At 68.0% G+C, this 11,612-nt stretch carries 9 protein-coding genes; 3 read left to right on the top strand and 6 right to left on the bottom strand.

What is annotated here, in order from left to right:
* Positions 1 to 551: DNA glycosylase AlkZ-like family protein (locus ACNFOC_RS18920; protein WP_416960252.1), on the top strand; the 551-nt coding region annotated here is incomplete at its 5' end.
* On the opposite strand, the gene ACNFOC_RS18915 is transcribed toward ACNFOC_RS18920, so the two are convergent.
* Positions 538 to 1,146 (bottom strand): YceI family protein, encoded by a 609-nt coding sequence (locus ACNFOC_RS18915; RefSeq protein ID WP_416960251.1) that lies wholly within the window; start codon positions 1,144 to 1,146, stop codon positions 538 to 540. The genes ACNFOC_RS18920 and ACNFOC_RS18915 overlap by 14 nt on opposite strands.
* A 400-nt stretch (positions 1,147 to 1,546) precedes the next feature.
* On the opposite strand from ACNFOC_RS18915, the gene ACNFOC_RS18910 reads away from it, so the two are divergent.
* Together ACNFOC_RS18910 and ACNFOC_RS18905 are read left to right on the top strand one after the other, a co-directional pair.
* Positions 1,547 to 3,130, top strand: coding sequence for an acyl-CoA carboxylase subunit beta (locus ACNFOC_RS18910; protein ID WP_416960250.1), 1,584 nt, complete (start codon positions 1,547 to 1,549; stop codon positions 3,128 to 3,130).
* 56 nt (positions 3,131 to 3,186) lie between these two features.
* Positions 3,187 to 3,378: an acyl-CoA carboxylase subunit epsilon gene (locus tag ACNFOC_RS18905; RefSeq protein ID WP_200686376.1), complete on the top strand. Its 192-nt coding sequence runs from the start codon at positions 3,187 to 3,189 to the stop codon at positions 3,376 to 3,378.
* A gap of 67 nt (positions 3,379 to 3,445) precedes the next feature.
* On the opposite strand, the gene ACNFOC_RS18900 is transcribed toward ACNFOC_RS18905, so the two are convergent.
* The 5 genes from ACNFOC_RS18900 to ACNFOC_RS18880 all read right to left on the bottom strand — a co-directional run bounded on the left by ACNFOC_RS18900 (position 3,446) and on the right by ACNFOC_RS18880 (position 11,580).
* The gene (locus ACNFOC_RS18900; protein ID WP_416960249.1) at positions 3,446 to 6,574 is read right to left on the bottom strand and encodes an NACHT domain-containing protein; all 3,129 of its coding nucleotides are present in this window, start codon (positions 6,572 to 6,574) and stop codon (positions 3,446 to 3,448) included.
* A gap of 71 nt (positions 6,575 to 6,645) precedes the next feature.
* Positions 6,646 to 7,227, bottom strand: coding sequence for a GTP-binding protein (locus ACNFOC_RS18895; RefSeq protein ID WP_060901234.1), 582 nt, complete (start codon positions 7,225 to 7,227; stop codon positions 6,646 to 6,648).
* On the bottom strand, positions 7,208 to 7,783 hold the full coding sequence (locus ACNFOC_RS18890; protein ID WP_026150694.1) for a DUF742 domain-containing protein: 576 nt from the start codon (positions 7,781 to 7,783) through the stop codon (positions 7,208 to 7,210). Before ACNFOC_RS18890 ends, ACNFOC_RS18895 begins: the two co-directional genes overlap by 20 nt.
* 94 nt (positions 7,784 to 7,877) lie before the next feature.
* Positions 7,878 to 8,291, bottom strand: coding sequence for a roadblock/LC7 domain-containing protein (locus tag ACNFOC_RS18885; protein ID WP_005479603.1), 414 nt, complete (start codon positions 8,289 to 8,291; stop codon positions 7,878 to 7,880).
* 10 nt (positions 8,292 to 8,301) lie between these two features.
* Positions 8,302 to 11,580: a nitrate- and nitrite sensing domain-containing protein gene (locus ACNFOC_RS18880; protein ID WP_416960248.1), complete on the bottom strand. Its 3,279-nt coding sequence runs from the start codon at positions 11,578 to 11,580 to the stop codon at positions 8,302 to 8,304.
* Positions 11,581 to 11,612 lie beyond the last annotated feature (32 nt).

The raw sequence follows: 11,612 nt of genomic DNA, 5'->3' as shown, positions 1-11,612 counted from the left end.
GGGAACGACTGTGGGACCTGGCCTCACGCGTCTACCCGGACGAACCCGCCGTATCGCGCGAAGAAGCGCGCCGTCTCCGCGACGAACGGAGACTGCGCGCGCTCGGTATCGCCCGGGCCACCGGCACCGCGCTCCCGGTCGAACCCGCCGTCGTCGGTGAGGCCGGCGAACCGGCCGTCGTCGAGGGGGTGAAGGGGGAGTGGCGCGTCGACCCGACGTACCTGGACAGGGAGTTCACCGGCCGCGCGGCCCTGCTCTCCCCGTTCGACCGGCTCCTCCACGACCGGAAGCGCACCACCGAACTCTTCGGCTACGACTACCAGTTGGAGATGTACAAGCCGGCCGAGAAGCGCCGCTGGGGTTACTTCGCCCTGCCGATTCTGTACGGCGACCAGCTCGTCGGAAAGCTCGACGCCACCGCCGACCGCAAGGCCGGCGTGCTCCTGGTGAACGCCGTCCATCAGGACGTCGAGTTCACCCGGAGCATCGCCGATGCCGTGGACGCCGAGATCGAGGATCTGGCGGTCTGGCTCAAGCTCAGGCGCTCTTGATCGCCGAGATGTCGAAGTTCAGCTTGATCTTCTCGGAGACGAGGACGCCACCGGTCTCCAGCGCCGCGTTCCAGGTGAGACCGAAGTCGGAGCGCATGATCTCGGCCTTGCCCTCGAAGCCGACGCGCTCGTTGCCGAACGGGTCCTTCGCGGCGCCGTTGAACTCCAGGTCGATGGTGATCGGCTTGGTGGTGCCGAGGATCTCCAGGTCACCCGTGATGCGGTAGTCGTCGCCGCCGAGGGCCTCGGCCGAGGTGGATCGGAAGGTCATCGTGGGGAACTCCTCCGTCTTGAAGAAGTCCGCGCTCTTGAGGTGACCGTCGCGGTCCGCCGAGCCGGTGTCGATGCTGTCCATCTTCACGTCGAAGGACGCGGTGGATTTGGCCGGGTCGGACCCGTCCAGGTGCAGCGTGCCGGTGAAGTCGAGGAACTTGCCCTTGACGTTGGTGACCATCGCGTGGCGGGCGGTGAAGCCGAGCGTGGTGTGCGACGGGTCGATCGCGTAGTCGCCGGTCAGCGCGGCGAGGTCGGGGTTGCCGGCGGCGGGGGCCGAGGTGGTGTCGGTGTCGTCGTTCTTGCGGCCGAAGATGCCCATGACGTGCTCCTAAAGGGGACGGGGAGTGTGCGGGGATGAATCTGTTGAACGTTCAACGATGCCAACACGAAGGACCGTAGACCTATTCCATTCAATTTTCAACATCATCCGCAGGGTGTTCTGCCAACTACTACGAGTACGCCCTCCGGGCGGCCCCGGCAACGCGGGAAACACTCCGGAAATCGCTCCGGGAATCACCCTGGGGATGGCATCCGCCGACCTGAATGTGAGGTGGCTCTCAGCTGTCGGCTTTGTGTAACCCCTACAACCAGCATGCCCCGTGAGCAGTCGGAACGCCTGCATGCCGGTCAGGTTCTGTTCAGGGGTACCAGGAAAACGGGCCGGAGACTGTGCAGAGTCGACGGCGCCCTTTCCTTGGTGTGCTTCGTAGGGTCAGTACATGACCGTTTTGGATGAGGCGCCGGGTGAGCCGACGGACGCGCGCGGGCGAGTGGCCGAGCTGCACGAGATCCGTGCGCGGGCACTGGCCGGCCCGAGCGAGAAGGCGACCGAGGCGCAGCACGCCAAGGGGAAGCTGACCGGCCGGGAGCGTATCGACCTGCTCCTCGACCCCGGGTCCTTCCGGGAGGTCGAGCAGCTGCGCCGGCACCGCGCCGTGGGCTTCGGCCTGGAGGCGAAGAAGCCGTACACCGACGGTGTCATCACCGGCTGGGGCACGGTCGAGGGCCGCACGGTCTTCGTCTACGCGCACGACTTCCGGATCTTCGGCGGCGCGCTGGGCGAGGCCCACGCCACGAAGATCCACAAGATCATGGACATGGCCATCGCGGCCGGCGCACCCCTGGTCTCCCTGAACGACGGCGCGGGCGCGCGTATCCAGGAGGGCGTCTCAGCTCTCGCCGGGTACGGCGGCATCTTCCAGCGCAACACCAAGGCCTCCGGGGTCATCCCGCAGATCTCCGTGATGCTCGGCCCGTGCGCGGGCGGCGCGGCCTACAGCCCCGCCCTCACGGACTTCGTGTTCATGGTCCGCGAGACGTCCCAGATGTTCATCACGGGCCCGGACGTGGTCAAGGCGGTGACGGGCGAGGAGATCTCGCAGAACGGCCTCGGTGGCGCCGACGTCCACGCCGAGACGAGCGGCGTCTGTCACTTCGCCTACGACGACGAGGAGACCTGCCTCGCCGAGGTGCGCTACCTCCTGTCGATGCTCCCGCAGAACAACCGCGAGAACCCGCCCCGCGCGGAGTCGAGCGACGAGGCCGAGCGCCGCTCGGACGTCCTGCTGGACCTGGTCCCGGCCGACGGCAACCGGCCGTACGACATGACCAAGGTCATCGAGGAGATCGTCGACGATGGCGACTACCTTGAGATTCACGAGCGTTGGGCCCGCAACATCATCTGCGCGCTGGCCCGCCTCGACGGCCAGGTCGTCGGCATCGTCGCCAACCAGCCGCAGACCCTCGCGGGCGTCCTGGACATCGAGGCCAGCGAAAAAGCTGCGCGCTTTGTCCAGATGTGTGACGCTTTTAACATTCCGATCGTTACGTTCCTGGACGTTCCGGGATTCCTTCCCGGCGTCGACCAGGAGCACGGCGGAATCATCCGGCACGGAGCGAAGCTGCTCTACGCGTACTGCAACGCCACCGTGCCGAGGATTTCGCTCATCCTGCGCAAGGCGTACGGAGGTGCCTACATCGTCATGGACAGCCAGTCCATCGGCGCCGACCTCACCTACGCCTGGCCCACCAACGAGATCGCCGTGATGGGCGCCGAAGGTGCCGCCAACGTCATCTTCCGCCGCCAGATCGCCGACGCCGAGGACCCCGAGGCGATGCGGACGCGCATGGTCAAGGAGTACAAGTCCGAGCTGATGCACCCGTATTACGCGGCTGAGCGCGGACTCGTCGACGACGTCATCGACCCCGCCGAGACCCGCGAAGTACTCATCAAGTCGCTCGCGATGCTGCACACCAAGCACGCCGACCTGCCCTCGCGTAAGCACGGCAACCCCCCGCAGTAACCCAGCGGACCCTCCGCGCTACCCGTGCGGAAACCTCAGCCACGGAGACTGAACCTATGAGCACCCCTGACATTCGTGTCGAGAAGGGCCACGCCGAGCCCGAGGAAGTCGCCGCCATCACGGCCATCCTCCTGGCCCGCGCGGCGGCCGCGCCTGCGGAAACCCCGGCTCACCGTCCGCTGCCTAAGGCCGGCTGGCGTCGGCTGGAGCGCGAGGGTGGGTTTCGGGCTCCGCATAGCTGGCACTGAGCGTTTTAGCGCGTTCGCTACGGCCCCATTCTCCTGCGGGAGGGTGGGGCTGTTGGCGTTCGCGGGGTCAGTCGACGCTGAGGTACTTGACCGGAAGGTCGAGGGCGGTGATGGAATCGCCGTCGGGAGTCCGGCAGGACGTCATGAACAGCGAGTCGAGAGAGCTGAGATCGCGGTAGGCACGGGAGTCCCTAGGCGCGACGCAGTAATCCAGCGTGAGTGTCCGCAGTTTGGCCGGAAGGGGTTCACGTGCTGTCAGCCACTCCGGCAAGTGCATGTTTCTGAGCCTGAGGGCATCGAGCCCGGGCATGGCCGAGACGCTGCCCAGGCCACGCGGCGCACATGTGCTCGCGGTCGACAGAACAAGGCTTTCGATATCGGGGAAGTTCCTCAAAGCGGTCAGTTCGCTGGTCCCGCTCAGTTCGTAGAGGCTCAGCCAGGACGTGGTCGGCCCAAGACGCAGACTGTCGAGGCGGGCCGTACCCTGGTGGCCGAGCCCCAGTCGGAAGAGGTTCCCCAAGTTCTCCACGGATTCGAGCCCGTGCAGCTTTCCTCGACCAAGGACCGTGAACCACTCCAGCTGTGGGTGAGCCGTCAGCACTGAGAGGTCTCCGGGGGCGCGAAGATTGTAGACCGACAGTTCCCTCAGGGGCGGAAGCTGATCCAAGGCAGCGAGCGCCGGGAGCGGGTAATAGATCGACAGCCTCGTGATGGACTTCAACCGAGTTGCTGCGCGCCACTGTTGGGAGTGCCTGAGACGCACGTCGTGTTCCTCCAGCGGCAGCCCGGCCAGTACTTGCTCGCCGTAGGCGTCCGCGTTGAAGTACGCCCAGGCCTCGATGATCTCGTCGATGACGAGGGCGCGCCGGTCCTCGGCATACCCCACCATCAACGCCAGAGCCTCCTCACCGCCGATCATCGCCACGGTCCGCACTGTCTGTATTGCGGACTTCTCCGTCAACTCGCCCAGCGAACGCGGCAACCGCCGCAGCAAGCTCGTCCCCACAGTCGCCAGAGCCGGGGCGTCCGTAGGACGATGAGCCGGAAGTAGCGCCGACATCGCCCCGTCCAGCCGCCCCGCAAGCTCGACCGAGACCGACGGCAGCGTCTCCTGGCACGAAGCCGCGAGGAGTCGCAGCGCCCGCGCATGCCGGGGCTCCGCCTCCGCCCGGTCGAGGATGCCGTTCAACAGCTCCTGCCGCTGGCGGGAGTTGGCGTGTCCGACGGCCATGATGATCGTCTCGCGCCACGAGTCCAGATGGGCCCGCCCGACCAGGTTGCCGATTCGGTCCTCCTCTGTGGCCTCCGCGGCGGCCAGATACTCCTGGAAGGTCCGATGGACGAAGTCGAGGCGGCCTTCGACGGGGGAGCGGAGGATGCCGGAGCGGTCCCGTAGTTGTTCGAGAACTCGGAGACCGTCCTGTACCTCCAGGTGCCGCATTGCCGAGAGCTTGGCCGAGACATGGACGGCGGCCTGGTCCAGGGCGATCTCGCTGCGGTTGTTGTCCGAGAGGCGCCAGGCGAGATCCCGCAGCACGACCAGCTTGTCGCCGAGGCTGAGCTTGCTGTTCAGCGCGCTCGGTACGTTCCGGTCGGCGTCGCGGTCGTGGACCAGGGTGTGCAGGGCGTTGCGGTACAACTCCATGCGGTCCCCGGGGAGTTGGCCGCCCCGGTTCAGGTGCATCGCGCACAGCATCGCGGCGAGCAGTGGGGTGCCTGCAAGGGACTGGAGATGCGCGCTGTCCTTGAGACTGTTAAGCAGGGACTGTTCGTAGCGCGGCAACTCGTCGATGGCACAGGGGAGTTCGTCGCCCAGTTCACGGACGGCCAGATGCCACTGCCGTACGAACGCGGCGAGGTCTGGTGGTGTCATCCGGTCCAGGTGGAGCGCGGTGAAGTCCTCCCGGTGTAGCCAGTCCGTCCCGGCGGCGGTCGGGCGCGAGGTCACCACCACCCGTATGTCGCCGTACGTTCCGAGCAGCCTGCGCAGCCAGTCCCGTACCGGTCGCCGCTCCGAGCTGAGTAGTTCGTCGACTCCGTCCACCAGCAACAGGACCTTGTCGTCGCGCAGTTGGCGTTCCACCCAGCCCTTGGGCATGATCCCGGTGATGTTCCCGGCGACACCGTCCAGCAGTTCCTCGGGCTTCTTGGGGAGTGGACGGCCGCTGTACTCGCGGAGCTTGACGAAGACGGGCGTGAGGCCGTTCCAGTCGGCGAGTTCGGCGGTGAAGGCGCCCCGTGCCGCCGTGATCGCCAGCCAGCGCAGCAGCGTGGTCTTGCCGGAGCCGGCCTCGCCGCGCAGCAGTACCCGCGACGTCCCGCCGAGCGCGGACTCCACCCGCATCCCGGAACTCTCGGCCCCGAATTCCTCCCAGTCGCTCAGATCCTGCCTGAGCGGCAGCGCGTGGACGGTGTGCTGGCGGATCCCTTCGTCTCCGGTGGCCCGCAGGCTGACGTAAGCCACCGACAGTCGGACCTGAGTGGCGGCGCGGTCGGGTGTGCGCCGGAACAGCTCCACCTCATCGAGGTTGTTGCTGACCAACTCCATGTACCAACGGCGGAATTCCTGGTCCTGGTCGGTGCCGTCCGGGGCGAACAGGGAGCGGTCGGGGAGGCGTTCGAGGACGCGGGCGACCCGGTCGCTCAGGGAGTTGGTGTGGGCCAGCAGCTCGGCCAGTGTCCGCTCTTCGAACACCGGGAGGGTTCGCACGATGCTGACGTAGTACTCACAGCACTCGCTGAAGAGGACTTCGTACAGACGCGTCTCGGGTTCCCTGAGGCTGAGCGGTGTACTTATCGATCCCGTGATGCGGCGGATCAGTTCGGCCGGTTGCACGTCGGCCGCCAGGACCGCCTCGTTCGACAGGTCGGCGCGCGCGAACGTGTCGCGCACCCCGTTGAGCGCGGCCTCCCGGCTGCTCTCGTCCAGCCCGCGGAACTCCTGGGCCAGGAACGGCTCGATCCGCGCGGCCACCGTGTCGGCCATCTCCTCGAACTGGCGCCGGACGCTGCGCTGTTGGCGCAGCCCCGGCACCCGCACCCGTACAAGGTCCTCCATCGGTATCCGGCGCTCCAGCTCCCGCCGTCTGCCCCCCAGCCACGTCTGCGCCGCCGTGTTCACCACAGTCGCCCCCAGACGCAGTGCCGCCGCCTCCGCGCTCATCCCGTCCCCCTCGCCGAACCGAAGAGCGTCCATTGTGGCAGGGGGGTACGACAAAGGGGCCTACTCCAGCCGGAGTTGGCCCCTTGGTGTCGTAATGCCGCGTACTACCGAAGGCGGGCCATCAGCGCGTGCTCGACCAGCGTGATCAGAGCCGACTTGGCGTCCGCGCGGTGGCGGGCGTCCGTCGTGATGATCGGTGCGTCCGGGCCGATCTGTAGCGCCTCGCGGACCTCTTCGGGGTTGTACGGCTGGTGGCCGTCGAATCCGTTGAGGGCGATGACGAACGGGAGACCCGAGTTCTCGAAGTAGTCGACCGCGGGGAAGCAGTCGGCGAGACGGCGGGTGTCCACGAGCACGATCGCGCCGATCGCGCCGCGCACCAGGTCGTCCCACATGAACCAGAAGCGGTCCTGACCCGGCGTACCGAAGAGGTACAGGATCAGGTCCTGGTCCAGGGTGATGCGTCCGAAGTCCATCGCGACCGTCGTGGTCGTCTTGTCTCCGGTGTGGGTGAGGTCGTCGATGCCCGCGCTCGCGGACGTCATCACAGCCTCGGTACGCAGCGGGTTGATCTCCGAGACGGCCCCGACGAACGTGGTCTTGCCCACGCCGAAGCCACCCGCCACCACGATCTTCGCTGATGTGGTGGAGCGGGAAGGACCGCCGCTAGAGCTTGCGAAGTCCACTGAGCACCCTTTCGAGCAATGTCACGTCTGGCTGGCCGCCGGCGTTCTCGTCGCCGCCGGGTTGATGAATGGCGACCAGGCCCGCCTCCGCCAAGTCGGCGACGAGGATCCTGGCCACACCGAGAGGGATCGTCAGGAGGGCCGAGATCTCGGCCACCGACTTGATCTCCCGGCAGAGGTTGCAGATCCGCTGATGCTCGGGCAACTGGCCCTGCATCTGGTGCGGCTGCGCGGTGGTGTGCACCAGCGCCTCGATGGCGAGCTGGTAGCGGGGGCGCGTCCGGCCGCCGGTCATGGCGTACGGACGTACCAGAGGGTTGCTCGTCGATCCGGCGGGCGCCGACTCGGGAGAGCGCCGATGGGGCTGCACAGGCTGGATGCGCGGCGCCGGCGGCTGGTCGTACGGCGAAGGGCCGGGGCCCTGCGGGTACGGCTGCTGACGGCGCGGGGACGGCGAGGAGGGGAAGTTGTACCGGTTCTGGGAACCGTCGCCCTGCCCCTGGCCGGGGCCGTACGACCAGTTGCCCGAAGACGAACCGCCTGGGGGTGTTGCCACTTTCTCCTCCTCCGACTGTGCCGGGCACCCATCAATGTGGAGCCGCGTCCCGAAACCTTATGGCCTCAGGACGCCAAAACGCACCGTCCATCTGTTAGTTGAGAAGGCTCCCCTGGAGCTCCGCTCGAAGGTCCGGGGTCAGGACCGTACCCGCACGGTCCACCAGAAGGGCCATCTCGTACCCAATGAGGCCGATGTCCGCCTCGGGGTGCGCGAGAACTGCGAGCGAGGAACCATCCGATACGGACATGATGAAGAGGAATCCCCGCTCCATCTCCACAACCGTCTGGTTCACGCTGCCGCCCTCGAAGATGCGCGAGGCACCGGCGGTCAGGGAGGTAAGACCCGACGCCACGGCCGCCAACTGATCGGCACGGTCGCGCGGGAACCCTTCGGACATCGCCAGAAGGAGTCCGTCGGCGGAGACCACCACCGTGTGGGACACACCGGGGGTGTTGTCCACGAAGTTGGTGATCAACCAGTTCAGGTTCTGCGCCGCCTGGCTCATCGGGCTCACACTAACGCTCCTGGTTGTAGGTGCTGTCGGTGCCGAAGCCCCGACCGTTCGTTTCACTGCCTTCGCTGCGTCCCCGCTGGACTCCGCGGCGCAGGTTGCTGAGCCTGCCCCGGATGTCCTCGGGAGCGCGGGAGACCTGGGGGCCGCCCTGGGGGGTGCTCTCGGCGGTGCCCTCGACCAGGTTGGCCTTGGGTACCCGCCGCGGCAGGCCGGAGGAGGTGACCCCGCCCGCCTTCGGCTTCTTCAGCGCCGACGCCTGCTGCCAGCGCTGATCGTTCGCCGACCGCCAGTCCACGGCACCGGTGGTGCCGCTGCCGTTCGCGGTGCCGAAGACATCGACCTTGCTCTCCGGCGCCGACGGAGTCGACTGCGCGGGCTGCGAACCGTTCGTGCCGTTCGCGGCCGAACCGCGGCGCGGCAGTCCGGCGTCGGTCAGCGCGTGGACGGCGGAGGGAGCCGGTCCCGGACGCTCGAAGCCTACGTGGTCCCGCTCACTGACGTCAGCGGCCTGCGTGGACTCCGCTTCCGGAGCGTACTGGTCCGGGTACCCGTTCCGGTAACCGTCCTGCTGCGGCCAGTCGTCCTGGTAGGACGGCTCTTCGAACCCCGAGAACGTCTCCGAACCAGCGGGATGCTGCGCCGCGCGCTCCTCCTGCGCCGGCTCCGCGTACCCGGGCTCCGGGTAACCGCCGTTCGGCGGGAAGGAGTCGGTCTGCGGTGCCGTGCCGTTGGGCGCGAAGTACTGCTCGTCGTACGAGGGTTGGCGCGGCTCGTCGTACGACGTCTGCTGCTGCTCCTCGTACGCGGGCTGGCCGGTGAACCCGGTCGGCTGGTCCTGGTAGCCCTGCTGTCCGTTGCCGTACGGCTGCTGCTGCGGGGTGTCGAACTCGGTGAACTCCGGGTATTCGCCCGGGTCGAGCTCCTGGCCCGGCTTCTGGGACTCCAGGGCCGCGCGGCGCTCCTCGCGCATCAGCGAGCGGCCCACCGGGTCCAGCTCGCGGATGTCGTCCGGCACCTCGGAGTAGCGGGTGTCGTCGAAGCCGAGCTCGGCCGCCGTGCGCAGCGGGGTCTGGTTGAAGTCCTCGCCCTGGTACTGGAGCTGCGGCTGCTCCGGCATGATCTGCGAGACGGTGAACTCGTCGCGCTGGAGCTGCGATTCACCACCGCCACCGTGCGTGATCGCGTCCGGCAGCATGACCAGCGAGGTCGTGCCGGCCTGCTCGCCCGAGGGGCGGAGCTGGACGCGGATGCCGTGCCGGTCGGACAGTCGGCCGACCACGAACAGGCCCATGCGCTGGGAGATCGCGACGTCCACGGTCGGCGGGTTGGCCAGCTTGTGGTTGATGTCGGCGAAGTCCTCGGCGGTGAGGCCGATGCCCTTGTCGTGGATCTCGATCATGACCCGGCCGTCGGGGAGACGGGTGGCCGTCACGCGAACCTTGGTCTGCGGGGAGGAGAACGTCGTCGCGTTCTCCAGCAGCTCGGCGAGCAGGTGCACGAGGTCGGTCACGGCACGGCCGTGGATCTCGGCCTCCGGGACACCCGACAGCTCGATGCGCTCGTACTGCTCCACCTCGGAGGAGGCGGCGCGCAGCACGTCGACCAGCGGGACCGGCTGGTCCCAGCGGCGGCCGGGCTCCTCGCCGGCGAGGACCAGGAGGTTCTCGCCGTTGCGGCGCATACGGGTCGCGAGGTGGTCCAGGCGGAAGAGGTTCTCCAGCTGGTCCGGGTCGGCCTCGTTGTTCTCCAGGTCGGTGATCAGGGTCAACTGGCCCTCGATCAACGACTGGTTGCGGCGCGACAGGTTGGTGAAGATCGCGTTGATGTTGCCCCGCAGGAGAGCCTGCTCGGCGGCCAGTCGTACGGCCTCGCGGTGGACCTGGTCGAAGGCGCGGGCGACTTCGCCGATCTCGTCGGTCGTGGTGATGGGGATCGGCGAGATCCTGGTGTCCACCCGGCCGGGGTCGGTGCGCGAGAGCTGGTCGACCAGCATCGGGAGGCGCTGCTCGGCGATGCCGAAGGCCGCGTTGCGCAGCTGGCGCATCGCGCGGCTCATCTGGCGGGCGACGGCACCGGCCAGGATGAAGGCGAGGAGGAGGGCGACGACGACGGCGGCACCGGTGATGATGGCGTCACGCTTGGCGTTGTCGGCGATGTCCGACGCCTCGCTCACCGCGGTGTCGGCCTTGTCCTCCTCGATCTTGCGGTACGCCTCGTACTTGAGGGTCGTGCCCGCCCACCAGTTCTGCGCGGTGATGCCCTTCTCGGCGAGCGCGGCGCGCGCCGAGGCGTCCGTGGTCTGCAACTGGGACATCGCCGTGATCATGTCGATCGGGTTGGCCGGCGGCGGCACATACGTCTCGTTGGCGGCCTTCGCCTGCGCGGCGGCCTGCTTGACCATGGTCGCGCCGTCGGTCTTGACCTTCGCCATGGCAGTGTTCAGCTTCGCGATGTCCGCGTCGGTACCACCGGCCTGGTACTCCTGGATGGCGATGCCCTCCAGGTACGCGTACGAGGTGATGGCGGTGCGCTGGGTGGCGAGGCTGCCCTGGCCGGGGCCCGGCTTGACCAGCAGGTGCATGCCGATGGAGCGCTCCAGGGAGAGCGCGCCCTTGGCGAGTGCGATGGCGTAGACCGAGCGGCCGTAGCTGGTGATGTTGCCGGTGCCGAGGCCCAGTTCGTTCGAGAACTCGAGGAGCGGGTGCTCCAGGTTCACGTACGCCTCTTCGGTCTGCACGCCCGTGAACTTGGTGGTGTACGCGGCGGCCCGGATGGACGTCAGCTGCGGCTCGACCTTGCGGAAGCGGCTGAGCCGGCGCTCCAGGCCCGACTGGTCCGGCATGTTCTGCGCGGCCTTGTCGAAGGTGTCCGCGGCTTCGTCGGTGGCCTTGCGGGCCGCGACGACCGTCGGGTCCTTCACGCCCTTGCCCAGCAGCAGCGGCGCGGCGGTGGTGTCACGCTCGTTGGTGATCGCGTTGCTGTAGGTCAGGGCCGCCTGCACCAGGCGGGCGGTCTTCTCCGCGTCCTCGGCGTTCTGCCAGGTGTCGATCGAGCTCTTCACCTGGAAGCCGCCCATGACGAGGCCGACCACCACGGGTATGAGCAGGATCGCGTTCAGCCTGGTAGGCACCCGCCAGTTGCGGGGGGAGAAACGGCTGCCGCTCGGAGCGGGTGGCGCCGTGGGCTCCGAGCCTGGCACAGGGGCGGGCGCCGCTCCGCGCGGCGGCGGGGTGAAGTTGCCCCGGGCCGACGGCTCGGGACCGTTCTTGCTTCGCCTCACTCGACCAACAACCTTCCGGCGGTCGGCACCTA

Source organism: Streptomyces colwelliae, assembly GCF_048158785.1.
GTDB lineage: Bacteria > Actinomycetota > Actinomycetes > Streptomycetales > Streptomycetaceae > Streptomyces.
This window is presented reverse-complemented; position numbering and strand designations above follow the sequence as displayed.